This window comes from Salegentibacter tibetensis, from assembly GCF_020164485.1.
Taxonomy (GTDB): domain Bacteria; phylum Bacteroidota; class Bacteroidia; order Flavobacteriales; family Flavobacteriaceae; genus Salegentibacter; species Salegentibacter tibetensis.
In genome coordinates this window covers 57,991-77,956 of record NZ_JAIQZA010000018.1, presented here as the reverse complement: position 1 = coordinate 77,956, position 19,966 = coordinate 57,991, and the positions used below count along the sequence as shown (strand labels likewise).

16 protein-coding genes and 1 pseudogene are annotated in these 19,966 nt (G+C 38.3%); 11 read left to right on the top strand and 6 right to left on the bottom strand.

What is annotated here, in order from left to right:
* Positions 1-213: 213 nt before the first annotated feature.
* Positions 214-1,629: an amidohydrolase family protein gene (locus tag LB467_RS10910; RefSeq protein WP_224474068.1), complete on the top strand. Its 1,416-nt coding sequence runs from the start codon at positions 214-216 to the stop codon at positions 1,627-1,629.
* A 295-nt stretch (positions 1,630-1,924) separates the two neighbouring features.
* On the opposite strand, the gene LB467_RS10905 is transcribed toward LB467_RS10910, so the two are convergent.
* A complete protein-coding gene (locus LB467_RS10905) occupies positions 1,925-2,221 on the bottom strand; it encodes a hypothetical protein (RefSeq protein ID WP_224474067.1) in 297 nt (98 codons plus the stop codon).
* Between the two features lie 40 nt (positions 2,222-2,261).
* On the opposite strand from LB467_RS10905, the gene LB467_RS10900 reads away from it, so the two are divergent.
* The 5 genes and pseudogenes from LB467_RS10900 to tnpA form a co-directional block, all read left to right on the top strand.
* Positions 2,262-2,684: a hypothetical protein gene (locus LB467_RS10900; protein WP_224474066.1), complete on the top strand. Its 423-nt coding sequence runs from the start codon at positions 2,262-2,264 to the stop codon at positions 2,682-2,684.
* Between the two features lie 326 nt (positions 2,685-3,010).
* A complete protein-coding gene (locus LB467_RS10895) occupies positions 3,011-4,150 on the top strand; it encodes an amidohydrolase (RefSeq protein ID WP_224474065.1) in 1,140 nt (379 codons plus the stop codon).
* A gap of 36 nt (positions 4,151-4,186) precedes the next feature.
* Entirely contained in the window at positions 4,187-5,362 is a 1,176-nt protein-coding gene (locus LB467_RS10890; RefSeq protein WP_237690436.1) for a cystathionine gamma-synthase family protein, read from the top strand.
* A gap of 281 nt (positions 5,363-5,643) precedes the next feature.
* A complete protein-coding gene (locus LB467_RS10885) occupies positions 5,644-6,783 on the top strand; it encodes a hypothetical protein (protein WP_224474063.1) in 1,140 nt (379 codons plus the stop codon).
* A gap of 597 nt (positions 6,784-7,380) precedes the next feature.
* Positions 7,381-7,645, top strand: a pseudogene (gene tnpA / locus LB467_RS10880) (IS200/IS605 family transposase); the annotation flags it as partial.
* A 47-nt stretch (positions 7,646-7,692) separates the two neighbouring features.
* Here tnpA and LB467_RS10875 read toward each other — a convergent pair.
* Entirely contained in the window at positions 7,693-8,190 is a 498-nt protein-coding gene (locus LB467_RS10875; protein WP_224474062.1) for an SRPBCC family protein, read from the bottom strand.
* A gap of 289 nt (positions 8,191-8,479) precedes the next feature.
* Between LB467_RS10875 and LB467_RS10870 the strand changes: the two genes are divergently transcribed.
* Positions 8,480-9,268 (top strand): PhzF family phenazine biosynthesis protein, encoded by a 789-nt coding sequence (locus LB467_RS10870; protein ID WP_224474061.1) that lies wholly within the window; start codon positions 8,480-8,482, stop codon positions 9,266-9,268.
* 256 nt (positions 9,269-9,524) lie between these two features.
* A complete protein-coding gene (locus LB467_RS10865; RefSeq protein WP_224474060.1) occupies positions 9,525-10,538 on the top strand; it encodes a phosphotriesterase family protein in 1,014 nt (337 codons plus the stop codon).
* Between the two features lie 237 nt (positions 10,539-10,775).
* Here LB467_RS10865 and LB467_RS10860 read toward each other — a convergent pair whose 3' ends face one another.
* Positions 10,776-13,205 carry a TonB-dependent receptor domain-containing protein gene (locus LB467_RS10860; protein ID WP_224474059.1) on the bottom strand — a complete coding sequence of 810 codons (2,430 nt, stop codon included), beginning with the start codon at positions 13,203-13,205 and terminating at the stop codon, positions 10,776-10,778.
* 655 nt (positions 13,206-13,860) lie between these two features.
* Here LB467_RS10860 and LB467_RS10855 point away from each other — a divergent pair.
* The 3 genes from LB467_RS10855 (at position 13,861) to LB467_RS10845 (ending at position 16,429) form a co-directional block, all read left to right on the top strand.
* Positions 13,861-14,550: a sensor histidine kinase gene (locus LB467_RS10855; RefSeq protein ID WP_224474058.1), complete on the top strand. Its 690-nt coding sequence runs from the start codon at positions 13,861-13,863 to the stop codon at positions 14,548-14,550.
* Positions 14,531-15,295, top strand: a complete 765-nt coding sequence (locus tag LB467_RS10850; protein WP_224474057.1) for a LytR/AlgR family response regulator transcription factor — start codon at positions 14,531-14,533, stop codon at positions 15,293-15,295. The genes LB467_RS10855 and LB467_RS10850 overlap by 20 nt, the downstream gene beginning before the upstream one ends.
* A gap of 363 nt (positions 15,296-15,658) precedes the next feature.
* Positions 15,659-16,429: a sensor histidine kinase gene (locus LB467_RS10845; protein WP_224474056.1), complete on the top strand. Its 771-nt coding sequence runs from the start codon at positions 15,659-15,661 to the stop codon at positions 16,427-16,429.
* A 236-nt stretch (positions 16,430-16,665) separates the two neighbouring features.
* Here the strand turns inward: LB467_RS10845 and mgtE are convergent, their stop codons facing one another.
* The 3 genes from mgtE to LB467_RS10830 are packed head-to-tail and all read right to left on the bottom strand — an operon-like array spanning position 16,666 to position 19,656.
* The gene (gene mgtE / locus LB467_RS10840) at positions 16,666-17,982 is read right to left on the bottom strand and encodes a magnesium transporter (protein ID WP_224474055.1); all 1,317 of its coding nucleotides are present in this window, start codon (positions 17,980-17,982) and stop codon (positions 16,666-16,668) included.
* 46 nt (positions 17,983-18,028) lie between these two features.
* The gene (locus LB467_RS10835) at positions 18,029-18,835 is read right to left on the bottom strand and encodes a magnesium transporter MgtE N-terminal domain-containing protein (protein ID WP_224474054.1); all 807 of its coding nucleotides are present in this window, start codon (positions 18,833-18,835) and stop codon (positions 18,029-18,031) included.
* A gap of 2 nt (positions 18,836-18,837) precedes the next feature.
* Positions 18,838-19,656 (bottom strand): mechanosensitive ion channel family protein, encoded by an 819-nt coding sequence (locus tag LB467_RS10830; protein ID WP_224474053.1) that lies wholly within the window; start codon positions 19,654-19,656, stop codon positions 18,838-18,840.
* Positions 19,657-19,966: the final 310 nt, after the last annotated feature.

Genomic DNA, 19,966 nt, shown 5'->3' with positions numbered 1-19,966 from the left:
AATTGCCCTTTTTTATTTTATTGTTATGGCTTTAATATCAAATACAGATGGATAAAAACGCTTGCCAACAGCATATAAAAATAATGCTCAACTCATCTTGAATCGAAACTCCTTACTCGCTTGCTCAGCGGATTGTCCTGCGGACAATCACCTCGCCCGCTCGCACAGTTTTTATACGAACCGATGTGCTTAATTATTAGAAACCAATAACCAATGTTAAAATTCTTTAAAAATATTCGTCAAAAAATGCTGACCGAAAATAAATTTAGCAAGTATCTGGTTCTGTTAGTCTCCATGCTTATTATTAGTACTGCAGCCCAGGCACAGAACCTGGTTATAAAAGGAGGTTGGATGGTTAATGTTAAAGAGGGTATTGCCATTGAAAACCCCGGAATAACCATTGTAGCCGGTAAGATTTATGAGATTGGGAGTCCAAGCATGGAGTTCCCTGTACTCAGATTAGAAGATCAGGATTATATACTTCCGGGGCTTATTGACCTGCATTCCCATTATCATGTTCGATATGATGGTGTAACCAAAACCGATACCGTAGTTACTCCAAAGCTATTTCTGGCCAATGGTGTTACCACCACCTTTACAGCCGGTGATCCGAATCCGGAGTTAATCCTGGAATTCAAAAACAAAGTAAACAGACATGAAGCTATTGGACCGAGAATACTGAACTCGGGACCTTATTTTGGAACGGCAAATTCGGAATGGAATCAGGATTATACCAAAGAAGACATCTACAATATCGTTGATGAATGGGTCGCAAAAGGAGCACAGGGATTCAAGGCTAAAGGTATCAGCTACAACCACTTAAAATATTTAATTGAACGTGCCCATAGTTACGGTTTAACGGTTACGTCGCATCTAGGATATGGAGTAGATTCAAAGGATGCCATCGAGTTAGGCATTGACCGTGTTGAACATTTTTTAGGTGGGGAAATGCTGCTGGGTGAATCAAATCCTTACGTTGAAATTGCAAATCTGGATATGGAAAGGGACAGTGAGCGTATCGATGATGCAATGGACATGTTCATTGAACATGGGGTTTACTTAAACGCAACAATAGGAACCTATGGGGGCTGGTCCAGAACGGATGACGAGGCTTTTGAATATTGGACCGATGAATACAAATACCTTACACCTTTTACAGCAGATTCTATCAAGAGAACGGATACACTACAGCAGAATATTCAGCCGACTATTGCTATGGTTTATGAAAACAAGAAACTTTTGCTCAAGAAGTACTTTGATAAAGGCGGGAGAGTCACACTCGGAACAGACCGTCCATTTTATCTGGACCTAAACCTCGGGAACTATATGAACGGCTTCTTTGTACACCGGGAAATGGAGGTGATGACCGAAGCGGGAATCAGTAATGCCGATGTGTTGAAAATAGCCACCTTAAATAGTGCAGAAGCTATTGGTTGGGGAGATCGCATTGGATCCATCGAAGTATCTAAGCTTGCTGACTTCATGGTAATTAAAGGAAATCCACTGGATGATATTCAAAACACCAGAACAGTCCATACAGTAATTAAGGGGGGCATTGTCTTTGATTCTGAAGAAGTCCTTAAACAAGCAGAAGGGAAATTAGGTCCGGTAAGCGAAACCGAATGGTAATAATCGTGTTAAGCAGTATGCAAAATCATTGGTTCAAGACCTTGAAAATGATATTGCGATGCTTAATGTAAGCCAGTTTCAAACGAAAAAATTTAAAAAGAATAGATTGCTTAAAAGCTATATTCTTTCTTTAAAATTAGCCAATTTGTCAAATACTGATCTTTACGTCCATACTGATGATATCAGGTATTGGCCTTATATCTGATTATCCTTATTAATAACATTTTGATTCCTGTATTATCGCAGAATTCAGATACATTTTCTTACGTGGTATTAATAGCAAATTTTTTTATTGTTATCGGATATTTCGTTTTCCTAATAAAATCATTTCTAAATCAAAATCAATTCTATAAAACAATAAATCAAGATTACGGAACTGAAGGCGCGGTGATGTATTTTTTCCTTGGAATACCTTTTTACTTCTTAATGTTCTTTTATTTTCGAAAACAGATGAAAGAAAAAATGAAAGAGATAAAATAACTGTGCCTGACAACATATAAAAACAATGCTTGCTGCGCCTGATTGTGCTGCGCTGTTCCCTTTGGTCGGAACCTGCGGACTCCCGAAGCGTTGGGAAAGCTCGCCAGCTCATCCTATTCTATACGAGACGTTGTGATGCATATAACCAAACTATGAAAAAAATAATAATATTAATCCTATGCGTAATTACCAGCTGCGCAACGAAGAAAATAACCAGCGAATCTGATTCAAATATATTTTACCCAATTGGTACGGAAAACTCAAAATTTAACTACGCGAATTCAAATGCCTTCGTAGATCATAGAGATATTTCTAAAACAAAGGAATTTGATGGAAGAATGTATCAAACTCGTGTAATTGAATATTCCTGGGGTAAAAAAGTAGAAACTTTTTATAGAATTGAAAATGCTAGTGTTTTTTACTATGATATGAAATCAGAAACCGAAAATTTGATTATGCCAAAAAATCCAATAGTCGGTTATAGATGGACAAATTGGGACAAATCGTGGGAATACGAAATAATTGAGCTTGACGGAGAATTGGAAACACCGGAAAAAAATATTCAGATCTATTAGTTATGAGAGCTCGTCAATTAGAGGATAGAGATGAAACAAAGTTGACTGTATACTTTAATTATTACCAGCAAAATGTGGGTAAAGTTGCAAGTGTCGGGAATGGGGAATTAATGACTTATAGGACATATTAGAAAGAAAATAAGCATAACAATATAAAAACAAACTAAACCAGTCTCGACCTGAAAGTTCTTACTCCCTAGCAACGCCTGATTGTGCTGCGCTCTTCCTTTCGGTCTGAACCTGCGGACAATCACGCTCGCCCGCTCGCATTGTTTTATACTAGAAGTGTTATAAAATTAAGGCAGGGAGCAAAAAAAGTAAAACAGATGTCTATCGAAAAAATTAAATCTCTCAGAAAAGAACTCCATAGATATCCTGAGCTGTCGGGGGAGGAGATAGAAACGGCTGGACGGATTAAGAAATTCATAGAAAAACATCATACCACCAAAATCATTGAAAATATTGAAGGAAATGGATTAGCAGCTATTTATGAGTTTTCAGATAGCGGTCCCACTATTGTAATTCGCTGCGAATTGGATGCGCTTCCCATTGAAGAAGTAAATGATTTTGAGCACCGCTCGCTGATTCAGGGCATATCCCACAAATGCGGCCATGACGGTCATATGGCCATAGTCGCCGGACTCATCTTCTGGCTAAAAGAACAGGATTTTAAGCACGGAAAAGTAGTATTGCTTTTTCAACCTGCAGAAGAAACAGGAACCGGTGCACCTGATGTTTTAAACGATAATAGGTTTAGGGAATTAAATCCCGATTACATAGTCGCATTGCATAATATTCCCCGGCAGCCTTTGCATTCCATTATAATCCGTAGCGGTAATTTTTCTTCTACGGTGCAGAGTGTCGCTATTCAACTGAAAGGTAAAGAGTCGCATTCTGCTGAACCCGAACACGGAGTCAATCCGGCATTGTGCATTGCTGAGCTCATACAAAAATTTGATACGTTAAATATCAATGATTCTGCTAAAGAAGATTTCCGGCTTTGTGTGCCTATTTATTCCAGTATGGGAGTAAAATCCTATGGCATTTCTGCCGGCTTTGGTGAGATACATTATACCTTAAGGACCAGAAGTGTAGCGAAAATGAAACGGCTAATGCAGAACGTTGATAGCATTTTATTGGAAGTTTGTTCAAAGTACAAATTACCCTACACAGCAAAATGGTTTGATTATTTTCCCGCCGTAGTGAATGACGACTTTTGTAACCAGGTTATTTTAGCTACCGCAAAAACCTGTGATTATGATATAATTGAGAAAAGCACCCCTTTTAAATTTGGAGAAGATTTTGGCTGGTATTCTGAAAAATACAAAGCCGCTATGTTTGGCATAGGCGCCGGATTGCAATCCCCTGCGCTACATCAAACCAACTATGATTTCCCTGATGAAATTATAGAAACAGGAATGACTATGTTTAAAGGAATAATTGAGAGAATATTGACATATCGATAATAAAATATGAGTACTAACAAAATAAAAAGAAACCAAATGACCAACAAAAAGCAGGGAACGAAAGCGGTATGGGGAGGACAAAGCGAATTGTTTTATCAAGGAGCAACCCAGGTACCTATCGTAAATAGTGTAACTTTTGGATATGACAATGTAGATGACTGGTTTGATGTGGCCATTGGGAAAAAAGAAGGACATATCTATAGTAGAAACACCAATCCAACGGTAGCAGTTTTCGAAGAAAAAGTAAGAGTTCTTGAAAATGCTGAAGCAGCTACCAGCTTTTCAACAGGTATGGCCGCGATAAGTAACACCTTGTCAACTTTTTTATCCCAGGGAGATAGGGTTGTTTCTATCAAAGACACCTATGGTGGTACGAGTATTATTTTTTTAGAATTTCTTCCTAAAAATGGAGTTGAGGTAAGTCTTTGCGATACCACAAATCATGAAGAGATTGAAGCAGAAGTAAAAAAAGGCTGTAAAATGCTTTACCTGGAAACACCTACAAATCCAACATTAAAAGTACTAGATTTAAAAAGGCTCATTAAAACTGCACACGATGCAGGGGCTTTGGTTGTTGTAGATAATACATTTGCAACTCCAATCAATCAACAGCCACTGGAGCTTGGTGCTGATATTGTGTTGCATAGCGCTACGAAATATCTAGGAGGTCATTCCGATGCAATGGGAGGAGTAGCTTGTGGAAATAAAGATTTAATACAACAAATATTCCATTACCGGGAAATCAACGGAGCCAGCTTACATGCAAATACTGCCTACATGTTATTGAGGGGGATTCAAACACTGGAATTAAGGGTTATGCGACAAAATGAAAATGCGCTTAAGTTGGCTGAATATCTGGAAAAACATGAAAAAATTGAACAGGTTTTTTATCCAGGATTGGAATCACATCCCGGACACAAAACTGCATCTGAGCAAATGACAGGATTTGGAGGAGTATTGGCGTTTTCCGTTAAAGGAGGTTTCAACAATGTGAAAGTATTCCTGAATAATTTGGAGCTGGCTCATTTAGCAGCAAGTTTAGGTTCAGTAAGCACATTGATAGGTCCTCCAAAAGTAACAAGTCATGTTGAAGCCACAGTTGAAGAACGAAAACAGTTGGGTATTCCTGAAAACCTAATACGCTGTGCTATAGGGATAGAAAATATAGAAGATATTATTGCTGATTTTAATAAAGCTCTTTTAAAAATCTAATTAACAATCCATTGAATAACTTTTGATAACAATGACAAGCGTTTTATAAATCCATAATTTGGCGTAGGTAAATTTTATAAATATGAAAAGCCCTGCAACCGGATGAAAATCTAATAAGAAATGCAATTAACGATTGAAAAATGGAACGCCTGAATGTCCTGCGCTGTTCCTTGCGGTCGGAACCTGCGGACAATCAAGCTCGCCAGCACTGTTTTTTTGCGAGACGTAAAACCATATGTATAAAATTAGACATTTCAACCCAAAAACTTAAACTTATTAATATGATTAGATTTAGACTATTCTTCAATGTTTTTGCTATCGCTTTAATTATACTCAGCTGTAGTAGTGAAAATGACTCCTTAAAAGATCCAGATTTAAACTCTCCACCTAATGCAGGCTCAACACAAGAATCAACGATTGAATTTCTAAAACAAAACGAAATAAAAGACTCTATTTTTACAATTAATAGTGTTGTTCAATTAAACGATAGCAGTTATACCTTAGCCGGTGGTGTTAGATATGATGGGAATTACGACAAAAATGTGCTAATTAAACTAGACAAATACGGCAACAGAGAATGGTTGGAAATTATGGAGCATACCAGCACGCCAAGAGGAATAGAAAAGTTATTTCAAAACGGAAATGGATATATTGGATACCTAGGTAGTTATTTTGGGACCGAAAATTCATCTCCCTTAATACATTTTAGTAATACCGGAGAAGTTCTGGGTGAATTTCATAATCATAATATGCTGGGTCTTGATATAATAAGGGATGAGAATAATTTTGTAATCGCCGGAAGAAATCAAGGTGATTTGCATATTCAAAAAGTCACCACATTTGGAGAAATTATTTGGTCTCGATCATTACAATCTTCTTCTTCAGCTTCCTCCATTACTAAACTCACAGATGGTAATTACATTTCGATTGGAGGTTATAATTTCTCTCACCCGGGTGATTACCTCCATAAGCTAAGTCCTGAGGGCCAAAAAATTTGGTCCAGACATTTTAATGGAATGAAAGTTCTAGCAATTTCCGATAATGGATTTATAGCTATTACAGGTCGTGGTGAGGAATTAAACTTTGCTAGATTTGATGAAGATGGAAATAAAATATGGAGTAAAGAATTAGAAAACAGAAGTTTAAATGATCTGTCAACTGTTAATATTTTCAATTATAATATGGAATATTTTGTTTGCTCTTATGAGAACGAAAATTTTAATTTAAACCTATTAGTTCTTGATCCAGATGGAAATGAAATAAATTTACTCACAATTGACGACCTCCCAACTGCGAATTACGGTGCAGTATCCAAAACAATTGATAGCGGTATTTTTATAACCCGTACCCGACATTTGGATCAACTTGATTTTATCAAATTATCTTACGAGACTATTTTTACAAATACTCCTAATAATTAATTTTTTATTATCATTCTTTGGAGATAGATTTAAGTGAAAGTGAAAGTGAAAGTTCATCATCTATGAAAGAATTGATCTTAAACTCAATTACCAGCAATAAACCATCAAGTTAACATAAGCGCTAGGATAAAAGGCCGGGTATTAAAAGAATTAAATTCTCTTTATCAACAAACCAAGTTGATGTTGATAAATCCTCTTTTCTACCTTTGCAACTGGGGTTATCTGAAACCTTTTTAGCACTTAAAAAAGATATGAAATGTTTTAGTTTAATATTTATAATTTTTCTCTTTTCGTTGCATAGTTCGGCTCAGACTTCTGCCCCAAATTCTCCAGTTTTCATAATTATAGAATCGGACACAATTCCCCAGGGAAATTGGAATTTGAACTATATGCTGCCGAGTAGACGGTCGTTTGAACAATGCACCTTGTGAAGTAATAATTGAAGGTAAAAATATTACTCTTCAGCAAACTTCCGAGACTAATCTGACCGGAGGAAAGATCATTGCTAAAAGTATTTTATTGGTCTCAAAACGGGATTTAAACCCTGCAATTTTATTGCAGCACTTTAGTATTGCGAAAAATCTATATTTTCGAGCTATGAGTTATCAACGAAAAGGCTCTCACACTGTCAGTTATTTGACTTGTCACTTTGTTTGGGTGACTAAATATCGATACAAAGTGCTTCAAGGCGATATTCAGGCGGGTTGTCGTAAACTTTTAGTCATGTGAAGCAGAAGGAATAGAGATATTAAAAGGAGTTGTTAGTTTGGATCATGTTCACATGCATATTGAATATGCCCCTAAACTATATGTAAGTAATATACTGAAGAAGTTTAAAGGGAGAATGTCTAGAAAACTTCAATAAGAATTTCCAAAACTGAACGTCAGGAGATTGTGCGCGGCGGGGGATTAGTTATAATACTCCTCATTGTTTTCCGACAACAGTTCCTTCCATCTCCCATTTTCTGCAAACTCTTTGATAGTACTGTTACGGTTCTTGAGGAAATTGGTCATATAGGATTTGAGAAATAATGTATTTGCAAGCTTCCCCAGAATGCCCAGAGGAGCCTGAAAATTAAAAATGTCTTTCATCATGGTGCCTTCTTCCGTTGCGATGAAATGGTGTTCATGTCTCAGACTTTTAAAAGCACCTTTCTCCATTTCATCTGCAAAAAAATGGGGCCGATCAAGTTCTGTGACCCTGGAGGTAAGATTTTGAGTTACCCCAAAGTGCTTTCCCCGGTAGGTGACAGTTTCATCCAGGCCAATTAATCCGCTCGTTCTTCCTGCAACCGCTTTTTCACTGGAGTCAGTCACAAACTTTGACTGAAGATCAATACTTCTTGACAAATCAAAAACAATGTTCCTGTTTGCTTTTATTGGGGTTTGTAACTTTATAATTGGCATGTCATAAATTTTAATGAGTTCTCACTTTACTAATTTAAGAAAAGGAATCATACCAGGAGATGAAATTTTTTTTCGAATCAAGAACCACTGCGAATACGCATATCTCCTATGACATTTAAATGGAAGGTCAGATTTTAAGTATACGCTGGAAAACGTGAAATGAAAAAAAGCCTGACGAAACTTTTGAGTTGCCCCATTATTGTGATTAAAACGCACTACAACAACATAAAAAACAATACTTAATTTAGTATCGAATCGAAACCTTAGCCAGAATTTTAAGAACGACACAATGAAATATAACTTATATCAAATTAATTCATTTACCGACAAAATCTTTTGTGGAAATCCAGCATGTGTCATACCACTTGACAAGTGGCTAGCAGACGATATATTGTTGAAAATAGCGAAAGAAAACGCTGTTGCTGAAACTGCTTTTTTCGTAGATAAGGGTGACAAAATACATTTGCGTTGGTTTACCCCTGAAATTGAAATGGATTTGTGCGGACACGCAACACTTGCAACTGCACATTGCTTAAAGACGATACTTAATTACAAAAGTGATAAAATTGTTTTTGAAACTCTAAGTGGAGATTTAACTGTTTTTATTGATAAGGAACTTTACAAAATGGACTTTCCTTCGAGAATGCCAACATTTGATATCTTGCCAGAAATTATTCAAAACTCACTAAATATTAAACCCAAAGAAGTTTTGAAATCAAGAGATTATGTTTTGGTTTACGACAGCGAAACAGAAGTAAGAAACATTAAAATTGACAGGCAGTTATTTGACCAAATTAATCTTGAACCAGGTGGAGTAATAGTAACAGCCATTGGAGATAACTGCGATTTTGTTTCAAGATTTTTTACGCCACAAGCATCAATTTTAGAAGACCCTGTAACAGGTTCTGCCCACTGCTCTTTAGTTCCTTTTTGGGCGACAAGACTTAATAAAAAGGAACTCTATGCATTACAAGTATCAGAACGATTAGGGAAACTATATTGTGAAGACAAAGGCGACAGAGTTCTTATTAGTGGACAGGCAAAAACCTATTCAATTGGAAATTTGCGGATAGAATAAGCTAATGCCATTAACAACATTTATAAAGCATAGCCGGGACGAAGTGTAAATTTTAGATTTGCTCTTAATGCGTTCGGTGAAGTGGGACAGGACCTAGCTTCGAAAACCCTGTCAAGTGTGATACAAAAACCTTAGCGGTGATTTATAATAATTCATAACTGATAAAAGAAGGACCCAAATGTAGTAGCAGAATTTTATTAATTTTAGTAAGCAAACCTGATGTAAATTTTGTTTTAACAAAGTAATTCATAAAACCTTGGAAAATATTTTAAAAATAAATAGTATTATTTTTTTATTACTAATAGGTTGTGGATGCTCTTCATTGGAAAAACGGCCAGTAATACAAGATGTAAAAGGTGAGCATAAATTGACCTCAGATAAAATATGGTTATCACACGAACATATATTAGTCGATTTTATAGGAGCAGATAGCATACAACCAGATACCTGGAATCATGATTCGATAATCAAAGAAGTAATACCTTATTTCGAGGAACTTAAAGACTTTAATGTGAATTATTTCGTTGATGCAACACCTAATTACCTGGGGAGGGATGTAATACTTCTTGAAAAAATCACTAAAAAAACAGGAGTTAGAATTATTACAAATACCGGTCTTTATGGGGCTCGCAATAATGAGTTTATTCCTCAATATGCTCATGAAATGACAGCAGAAGATCTTGCTGAAATGTGGATTAATGAATACGAGAATGGCATTGATAAAACTTCTATTAAACCTGGATTTATTAAAATTTCCGTTGATAATTCTGATACCCTAAGTACAATGCATCAAAAATTGGTGAAAGCTGCCGCCCTTACTCATTTGAAGACAGGTTTAACTATAGCCTCACACACTGGAAACTCAAAGGGTTTATGGCCGCAATTGAAAATTCTTAAAGAAAATGGAGTTTCACCAGAGTCTTTTATTTGGGTGCACGCCCAGGCAGAAGATAATAATGACAATTATCTTAAAGCTGCGGAAATGGGATGCTGGATAAGTCTTGATGGAATAGGTTGGGAATTAGAAAAACATATAGAAAAAATATTATTTGCAAAAAGAAATGGAATTTTAAATAGAATTTTAATTTCTCACGATTCCGGTTGGTATGATCCACAAAAAGAAGATCAAGCTATCAAACCATTTACAAATATTTTCAAGAAACTCTTTCCGGAACTTAAATCGCAAGGTTTTACAGATGATGAACTTAGATTATTAATCAGTGTCAATCCATCAAAAGCTTTCTCGATAGAAATGAGAAATACCCATTAGATAAAAAAGATAAATAATATAAATACGGGACGTGGTGGTGCATTTAGCTAAATATAATTGAAATGAAAATGAAAGAGTTTTACAAGGACATATTTACATATCATAATCACTTCAACCAATAGCTGACTAAATAACTGATTAAGAATGTAAATAAATTCCCAGAACGTACAATTCCACTTTTAACAATGAAGCCCGGGCAGATGCCCGGGCTCTCCAGTGATGCAGGGTATCGAAAGGCTAATTACCTCCTGCTCTGTTAAGTTCTTCCAAGCTTTTTTGGCGAACCTTTTTGTTTGAATTGGATTGGCTGAAAGTATATCTGAGATTGAGGCTTACAGCACGATTGTCAAAGTATTGATTGATCTGGATCGTGTTGTCAAGAAAATTAGCATTGACATCCATTTCCATTCCTCTAAAGATATCTGTCGCATTCAAAGTTACATCCAGTTTATCATTGAAAAATGACTTTTTAAGACCGGTATCGATCCACCATTGGCTGTCAATATTATATACTCCGTAAGCCATAGGCCCTCTGTAAGTGCCGTTTACTTCAAAATTTATATCCCAGGGAAGATTAATTTGGTGGTTAGACTGGAACATATAAAACAGATTATCGTTTTCCACAGATTGTCCATCTATGGTAAGATCATAATTCTGCTGATTTAAGACCGCAGTGTTATTCACCTTCCAGAAAGAAGCTAATTCCACAGGAGCTACAATGGTAGCACTGTAATTAGTAAAATTGTCCAGGTTACGTGTCGTAAAGGCTGTATTACCGGTCTGCGAATCAGGGGAAGGCACTTCAATAAAGTAATCATTAGTACTGTCATAGGCCAGCAAGAGGTTGAACTTGTTAAAGAAAGTCTGGGTTAGCTTAAAAGAATCAGTTATCTGGGCTCGTAGATCGGGATTTCCCTCAACATAAGTATATGGATCCAGGTAAAATATAAAAGGATTGAATTTGCTATAATTCGGTCTTGAAATCCTTCTGCTATATGCATAATTCACCTGGTAATTTTCACTTACTCTCTGTTCAAGCATAAAGTTCGGGAAGAACTCAAGGTAATCCCTCTCGTTACTTTCGTTCATCGTAAAGGATCTACCCGCCCCATAGGTCTGTTCAGCCCTTAGGCCTGCCTGCAAATTCCAGGTGTCATTAAACCTGTTACTATAGCTCACATATGCGGCATAGATTTCTTCTTCATATTTAAATCTGTCACTATTGGTGGGATCCAGGCGGCGATCGTTATTCTCCGTTACGAAATACTTTAGATCACTGTCAGATATTACCTTACTGGCTTTTACTCCTAATTCAAGATTTGAATTGGCTGACAGAGGTGTTGTGAAATCTATTTTTGCAGCATAAATACTGTAGTCCGATATACTGGTATTGTCCAGTAATTCTAACCGCTCAGAATTATCGGCTGGATAAGTATAGGTGTTTGTGAAGCTAAAATTTTCTTCGTTCTCAAGCCGAACATAATCTACATCGGCTGAAATTTCAGTTCCTAAAGTATCCAGTTTTCCGGTGTAATGCAGGTTAAATTGTCCATTTTGAAAACTTTCATCCCTGTTGTTTAAAGCTTCCACATTTACATAAGTTCCATTTACAGGATGAGTAAGCGTGCTGTTGGTGTTCCAGTCTCCATCCACATCTTTATAGATAAGATTGGCCATAATCCCGATGCTATGATTTTCGTTCAAGTCGTAATCCGTTCCGATGCGAAGCGATGGCGTAAACTCCTCCTTTATGTCAAGTCCTGATTGTTCATAGGTGTTGAAATTGGCATTTCCCGGAAATGTTCTCGACACTTTTTGCGGCCTGTATCTTCCCCGTTCCGAAAGATCGAGGTTTGCATAGGAATTCCATTTGCCATTATTATGACTAAGATTGATACCCCCATTGAACAGGTCCTGGTTATTTACTTTATAACCCCCATAGATACTACCGGCAAGTCCGGTGCCAACATTTTCCTTAAGGTTTATGTTTAAAATCCCGGCGCTACCTTCCGCATCATATTTGGCTGAAGGATTATTGATTACTTCTATTTCTTCTATGTTTTCTGCAGGCATGCTCTCGAGTAAAGTCTGGAGTTCCTTAGCTGAAAGATAAGTCATACGCCCGTCGATCATAACATTTACTCCCCGATTTCCGTTGATCATAAAGTTCCCATCCTGTCCAACTGAAACTCCGGGTGCCCTGGAAAGCATTTCAAAAGCCGTTCTCCCTGCAGCAACAGCGGTTCCTTCTACTTTCATAACCATTTTACCATTTTCCACTTTTACACGGGGCCTCCAGCTATGGATCATAACCTCGTTAAGCATGGCCATTTCTTCCCGCATGGTTACCAACCCAAAATCCTTGCTGAAATCTGAACTTGCTATTTCAAATAATGGGCTAAATTTAGATTTAAAACCTATAGCGCTGAACCTTAGTACATACTTTCCATTTTTAGGGGATTTCACAGTAAAGGTCCCGTCCATCTCTGTAGTTGATCCCGTTACCAGTGTAGAATCGGGTAATTTCATTACTGCCACAGTCGCAAAAGGTATGGATTCTTCTTCCTGGTCCATAAGGCTCCCGCTGAGCAAACCCTCCTGAGCAATACTGATCTGTGTTATAAAACATATAAAAAAGGCGATTGCTAATTTTCGATACAACTTCATCACGTTTATTTTAATTGGTTAATAATTGATTTATGAAGCAAATATGACAGGAATTAACCCTCAGGAGAACCGCATTTCTGTGAACCGGGATTTTACCTGAATGAAACGGGATATATTCAATATGAAATGGAAAGGAGTTTTTTAAAATTGAGAGATCTTGCATATGAGATAGAACTCTAAACCATATGCGGATATGAGAAAACGAAGAAACCGTTTAATTTTTTACATTTACCTTTTGAATAAAATAAAAAGGATAGAACATTCAGCTAAAAATATTGACTCCACCCGGAAACGTTTCAGATCTTCTTTGATATTAAAGGATATTGGCATCGCAGCTTTAACAACTGTCCTTTTTTACCTAGTCAGGGTTTTTATGAACCAGGGCTATATTATGTTTCCCTCTTATCACAATCTGATCGAAATGGGTTTTACATTCGTATTCATCCTGTTTCTTTTATGGATACACCATTGGATTTCAGGTTTAATGGAATCTGATATTATGAAAGGAATTAGTCACCGTAACAAAATAATTATTGAGTTATTAATAGTCACTCTGGCGACTCTCCTATTGACCTTTATTATAATACTTCTTCCAATCATTTATATATTTTCTTCCGAGACCATTCTACCCGAACGGTTACGAACCGCCATTGTTATGACGATTATCCTTTCCCTGTTTTTCTATTTTCTAGTCGAACGGGAAAGGAGTAAAAGAAGACTTCAGGAAAAAATATTGCGATCAACCCAACTCCAAAAGGAGAATTATCAGGCCCAGATACAAAGTCTTAAAAACCAGGTGAACCCTCATTTTCTCTTTAATAGCCTAAATGTATTGAGTTCCCTGATCCGGAAAAACCAAAGCCAGGCCAGGGAATTCGTATACAGGCTTTCAAAAGTATACCGATCCTTCCTTGACCACAGCCATGAACAGTTGGTGCCACTCCAAAAGGAAATGGAATTAACAGAGGCCTATATCTACCTGCTGAGTACGCGATTTGGTGACAATGTTCGGTTTGAGATAAATGTCTCCAAAGATCATACACATTTATTATTGCCCCCCGGTTCTCTGCAAATGTTGGTCGAAAACGCTATAAAGCATAACGGCTCTACCCGAAAAAAGCCTTTGATTATTCAGATCTGTTCGGAAAAAGATGAATTGGTTGTGAAAAATAATCTCCAGCCCCGTCTGGAGAAAATGGAATCTACCAGGATGGGACTCAAAAATATTACCAGGCGATATAAATTTTTAACCAATAAGGAAGTGAAATTCAATACATCAGAAAAAGAGTTTATTGCCAAACTTCCATTGCTAAAAGTAGAAGTTTATGAGAATAGTAATTATTGAAGACGAAGCCTTTGCAGCCGATGTCCTGGAGTCAATGATCCTTGAATTGCGGCCGAAAACCGAAGTGTTGGAGAAGTTAGAATCGATTGAAGAAGCTGTGGAATGGTTCAAAATGAATCAACACCCAGATCTGGTGTTTTGCGATATTCACCTTTCAGATGGGAACAGTTTTGAGATTTTCAGGCAAACAGAGGTCAAATGTCCGGTAATTTTCACCACTGCATACAATGAATATGCTATTGAAGCTTTTAAAGTAAATAGCGTGGATTATTTGCTAAAGCCTATCGGGAAAGATGAACTTGCAAAAGCAATACAAAAGTATGAAGAACTTAAACAAACAGATCTTCCCCTGGAAAACTTACAGCGTCTTTTGCAGGATGCTGCTAAAGGAAGATCTCAGACAGAGAAAAAATCCCGGTTCATGGTTAAATCTGGGCAATCAATAAAAACCATTTCCACTGAACAAGTAGCTTATTTTTTGGCAGAAGACGGAGTAGTGTTGTTGGTTACTTTCGAGGCTAATCGTTTTGTAGTAGGTTATACCCTCGATCAGCTGGAAGATATGCTTGATCCTGAAACATTTTTTAGGACCAACCGGCAGCTCATTGCAAACATTAAATCTGTTAAGGAAGTGAGCCCCTATTTCAAAGGACGCCTTCATCTTGCTCTAAATCCATCTCTGGCAGGAGACCAGATTATAAGTAGTAGTAAGGCATCGTCGTTCAAGGAATGGCTTGACCTGTGATAACAATGATTATTGAACATTGAACAGAAAATGAGACTAAAATTAGTTGAGAGAATAAAACCGCGGTATCGGGTTTGGTTGCAAAGAATAATTGTGGCCGGGTTAATAACTGTCGCAATTCAATTAATATTTCTTTTTGTAAAATATGGGAATATATTCAGAGAGCTCCGTTTCACCTCCGGAATTGAATTCATCTTTACATTTCTTTATTTTTTATCTCTATTCTCGATTTATCCTAAAATTTCTGGTTTTATACATTCTCCAGCTTTGAATCGTCTCCGGTCACTGCAGGTGAGTATTATTGAAGGGGTTACTGTGGTGTTTTCTACTCTGGTTTTGACGGTCATCATGAAAATTTTTCCTATGTGGGTACTGCTCTTGTATCTCAACGCAAGATCTGAGGAACTGAATGCCTCATTTGACATAGATGCTTTGCGGCGGAGTTTAGTAGTACATGCTGTCCTGGGCCTTTTCTTTTATTATTTTGTTGAGAGAGAGAGGATACGGAAACAAATACAGGCAGAACATCTTCGATATGCACAGCTGCAGAGGGAAGAGTTCAAAAGTCAACTAGAGAACCTGAAAAACCAGGTGAATCCTAATTTCCTGTTTAGCAATCTTGAAGCTCTTGATTCGCTTATTGAAAAAGATTCGGAAGAAGCTGTCAAATTTGTAAACCGTTTATCCTATGTCTACCGATCTTTCCTGGACCGTCAACAAGAATTGGGACCATTGGCAAAAGAAATGGAATTGGTAGAAGCTTATATTTACTTGCTAAAAACCCGGTTTGGGGAGAAAATACAATTTACCATGAAAATACCTCCGGAATACCTGTCTTTTCAGATACCTCCGGGATGTTTACAGGTGCTTATCGAGAATGCCGTATTAAGTAATGAAGTTGGCAAAGAAAAGCCACTTTATATCAATATTAGTATTCGCAGTGAAAAACTTATAGTGCGTAATGATCTGCAAGAGAATCGGCGTGAAAAGATATCAGAAACGGGATTGAAGGATATAATTGAAAGGTATGAATATTTTACCACTGAAGCCATTGAGGTAGAGGAGACCGGTAAAGAATTTATTGTTAAACTACCTTTGCTTAAAGTTGAAGAGTACAATGGTAGTTTAGAATAGGAATTCCCGGATTCTTCCTAATAGGTGCAACAACATATTATTAACTGATTTCAGAGTGGTTCAGCATTAGTTGCGACAAGCTCTTTCTTCAATCTCATTTTACCTGTAATAAGTGCTAATCGAGACCCGTTTTTCAATTTTAAAATAGGTCACCGAATTGGCCTCGCTTTAACAATTAGGAGTTTAAAATCCACTGCGTTAAAATTTCAGTTGTATGAATCATTCTTGAAATATTATCATACAATGTTCAGCACATCTGCCAGCACCGTGGCCAAACCCAGAAAGCTTAAAAATCCGAAGATGTCTGTCACCGTGGTCAGTACGATCGAAGAGGAGGTGGCGGGATCCTGTCCCATCGACTTCAAAAGTATCGGGATGACCGCTCCCGAAAATCCTGCAATGACCATAGATACCACCATTGAGATGCCAATGACTACGGACAGGCCGAAAGAAGAAGCCCAGAAATAAACGATGACAGAAGTGGTTAAGGCCACGGCAAGCCCATTAATCAATCCTACCATAATCTCTTTTCTCGCCACTTTGAACCACTGCGCTATCCTGATTTCTCTAAGCGCCAAACCGCGCATGGTAACGGCCAGGGCTTGTGAACCCGTATTGCCCGACTGCCCCGCCACAACTGGTAAGAAAACCGCGAGCACCGTGATTCTGGCTATAGTATCTTCAAAAAAGCCCACCACGAGGGAAGCCATAAATGCGGTAACAAGATTGATATGCAGCCAGGGTAGCCTGTTCCTTACTGCAAAGGAAACTTTTGACAGGGCTCGTTCTTCCCTACCCGCACCAAACATAGCTTGCAGGTCTTCCGTTGCCTCTTCTTTGGAGGCAGCCACCAGGTCGCCGTTTCGAATTACGCCCAGTAGCTTGTTATTGATGTCAATAACCGGCAAATGAATGATCCTCTTTTCTTCCAGCAGTTCCACCACATCTTCTACGGGTGCTAAGGCTTGTATCACGCCCAAAGGAGCTTGTAGGATATCCTGTAATTTCACCTTGGGCTCCGAGATGGCTATTCTTTGAAGTGTTGCTATGCCCAAAAAAGTGCCTTCATGGTCGACTACATAGATATTGTCAATTCTGCGGTCTCCCAGTACTCGCAGGCGCTTCAACACCTCCTCTACCGTATTTCCTGGATGGAAAGTGGTTGCCATAGGGTTCATCAAATGACCCGCAGAATCCAGCGGATAGCTCATCAGCTCCTTTATTTCGCGTGCCAGCGTGGGGGATAACAAAGCCGTTTTGGTTTCAGCCGTTTGCTTATCCAGACGGGAAAGCAATCTCGCTCCCAAATAAGCATCTATGGTGGAGAAAATTTGGATGAACAATTCATCATTCATCATGTCAACCACCTCTGTGGCAATATCGGGATTCAGGCGGGCAAAGACCTGTTTGGAATCGTTCTGATCCTGTCTTTTGAGATAATCAATTATCTCCTCAGTAGAAAAGCCATTGAGCACCGACGCGGCATCTTCGGGAAATTGCCTGAAAAAGCCACTTATCAATTTTTGTTTGGCCGAGGTTGGGTTTTGTGACATGATTGATGTTTTAACATAATTAGATAAAATCAGGACATCGGGTTTTTTATTCTCCGGGACTCCGTAAAAACCCCGTCAATCCGATGCGATAAAGCTCCCCCAGTGCGGCACCCGCCTTGATCGCTTGTTTGCCAAGCACTTCCTCGCTTTCTACACTTCCCCGGCGAACGGCTTCCAGCCTTAATGAACCGACGAGAACACCGAAGCGATCTGTTACCGGCAAGGCATAATAGTAAAGCCAGCTATCATAGTTTATGACCGTTTCAAAATGAACATCATCGTAGAGCTTTGGCACATTGGTATTTGCCAAAGAAGTGAGAGGGGCATCCTTATCGGCCAAAAGCAGGTCTTGCAGGTTTACAACGCCATGCAGTGATTTGTCCTGATTGACCACAAATACATAAGGAGAGACGAGCCGCTGGTGCTCCTTTAAGAAGGTTAGAGCCTTGCTTACCTTGACGGATTTTCGTAAGGTAAATAAGATTGGATCCATCAAAGCACCTACCGTGTTTTCCGGGTTCTTCAGCTTCAGACGCAGTGGACCCGATACTTTGGGTGTCAGATCTTTCAATAATGAATTGCGAACCGACCCCTCCATCTGTCTCAGTATCAATTCAGCCGTTTTCAAGTCTACTTCTTCCAGTATTTTGATAGCGCAGGGGTGGTCAAGGCTTTCCAAAATACGGGATGCTTTGTAGGCATACATCGGCTCTAGTATTTTGGCTGCCAGTTCAACGGGGATTTCCCGTAACAGGCTCGCCACCTCTTCGGGCTCAAGCTTCTCGAGAATTTGCGTTGCTGCCCGGCCGTGTTTATGAATAAAAGCCTCCAATATTCTTTCATCCGTATCCATTACTATTCTTTTTTGATCAAGACAGACTTTACTGCGTTAAACTCCTTTGAAGGGATAGTCACTTGACCGGTTTTAGATTCCAAAAGAACTGCCGTAGTACCGATCTTAATAATCCTGCCTTCTATATCGCTTATCTTCACGTAATCTCCCTCTTTGTACAGTTTATGTATGTAATATGAAGCGAGAATGTTGCTGACCGATGTTTTAGCGCCCAAGCCAAATGCCAGTGCCGCACCGAACATAAGAGCCGCTAATAGGATGTTTATCAATTGTGTGAGGAAAGCAATATCGATGCCGATCTGATCAACAGCAATAATGATGGAAGTGATGAGAATAGTGTACTGCACTATTTTTCCGAGGATATTACCATAAGAAATGGCTACCTGGGCCGTCGCGGAGGTAATCAATTTTCCCACCATCCTGCCCCCAATAATTCCCACAAAAACAATTAAAATGGCGGCTAAAATCCTTGGTGAATAGGTCAGGATGCTTCCAAGCCAGGTGGTAATAATCGATAAACCGAGTACTTCCGTACCTAGAATAAGAAAGAAAACAAAAATAATCCAGAAGAAAGTCTTGCTGATAAAAGTGGCTGAGGGGCCGAAGTTGATGTGTTGAATTTTGTCTCTGAACCTGTCATTGATAAGGCTGTTTAAGTAATTCAACAACCGCTTGACCGCCCATTCAGTGAGACGCGCCACCAAATAACCGATGGCCAATACCATTAGGGCAAGGATCAGTTTTGGAAGGAAAGCTATCAGGCTATCCTTGAAACCCAAGGTCATTCTACGAAATTGTTCTGCTAACTGATTATAATTCATCGTTTAAATTTGGTTGAATTAAACAAGCCCATCTTTAGTATAGTTCCAAAATACAAAAAACTTCAAATAATCTGCAAAAAATATTAATACGCCAGAGTAGCGGTATGTCCCCGCTGAGTCTCTTGTAAAGGACTCATTGATTGAATAAATGCTACCCTGAATCTTTATTGAGAAATCAGATAGGCCAAGAAAGCTTACATATTTTTATGCCTTTCTGGTGTTTTCACCAATAAGCCTGAAATCTTTGGTGACAACACCCAATGTTGGCGGGAAAAACAAAAAGAATAGCAGAATGCCCCAACAGCGGCTA

Excerpts from the sequence above, each read along its gene's own strand:
- LB467_RS10910 (WP_224474068.1), top strand. The coding sequence starts at position 214 with ATGTTAAAATTCTTTAAAAATATTCGTCAAAAAATGCTGACCGAAAAT.
- LB467_RS10905 (WP_224474067.1), bottom strand. The coding sequence starts at position 2,221 with ATGAGCTGGCGAGCTTTCCCAACGCTTCGGGAGTCCGCAGGTTCCGAC.
- LB467_RS10900 (WP_224474066.1), top strand. The coding sequence starts at position 2,262 with ATGAAAAAAATAATAATATTAATCCTATGCGTAATTACCAGCTGCGCA.
- LB467_RS10895 (WP_224474065.1), top strand. The coding sequence starts at position 3,011 with ATGTCTATCGAAAAAATTAAATCTCTCAGAAAAGAACTCCATAGATAT.
- LB467_RS10890 (WP_237690436.1), top strand. The coding sequence starts at position 4,187 with ATGACCAACAAAAAGCAGGGAACGAAAGCGGTATGGGGAGGACAAAGC.
- LB467_RS10885 (WP_224474063.1), top strand. The coding sequence starts at position 5,644 with ATGATTAGATTTAGACTATTCTTCAATGTTTTTGCTATCGCTTTAATT.
- LB467_RS10875 (WP_224474062.1), bottom strand. The coding sequence starts at position 8,190 with ATGCCAATTATAAAGTTACAAACCCCAATAAAAGCAAACAGGAACATT.
- LB467_RS10870 (WP_224474061.1), top strand. The coding sequence starts at position 8,480 with ATGAAATATAACTTATATCAAATTAATTCATTTACCGACAAAATCTTT.
- LB467_RS10860 (WP_224474059.1), bottom strand. The coding sequence starts at position 13,205 with ATGAAGTTGTATCGAAAATTAGCAATCGCCTTTTTTATATGTTTTATA.
- LB467_RS10855 (WP_224474058.1), top strand. The coding sequence starts at position 13,861 with ATGACGATTATCCTTTCCCTGTTTTTCTATTTTCTAGTCGAACGGGAA.
- LB467_RS10850 (WP_224474057.1), top strand. The coding sequence starts at position 14,531 with ATGAGAATAGTAATTATTGAAGACGAAGCCTTTGCAGCCGATGTCCTG.
- LB467_RS10845 (WP_224474056.1), top strand. The coding sequence starts at position 15,659 with ATGTGGGTACTGCTCTTGTATCTCAACGCAAGATCTGAGGAACTGAAT.
- mgtE (WP_224474055.1), bottom strand. The coding sequence starts at position 17,982 with ATGTCACAAAACCCAACCTCGGCCAAACAAAAATTGATAAGTGGCTTT.
- LB467_RS10835 (WP_224474054.1), bottom strand. The coding sequence starts at position 18,835 with ATGGATACGGATGAAAGAATATTGGAGGCTTTTATTCATAAACACGGC.
- LB467_RS10830 (WP_224474053.1), bottom strand. The coding sequence starts at position 19,656 with ATGAATTATAATCAGTTAGCAGAACAATTTCGTAGAATGACCTTGGGT.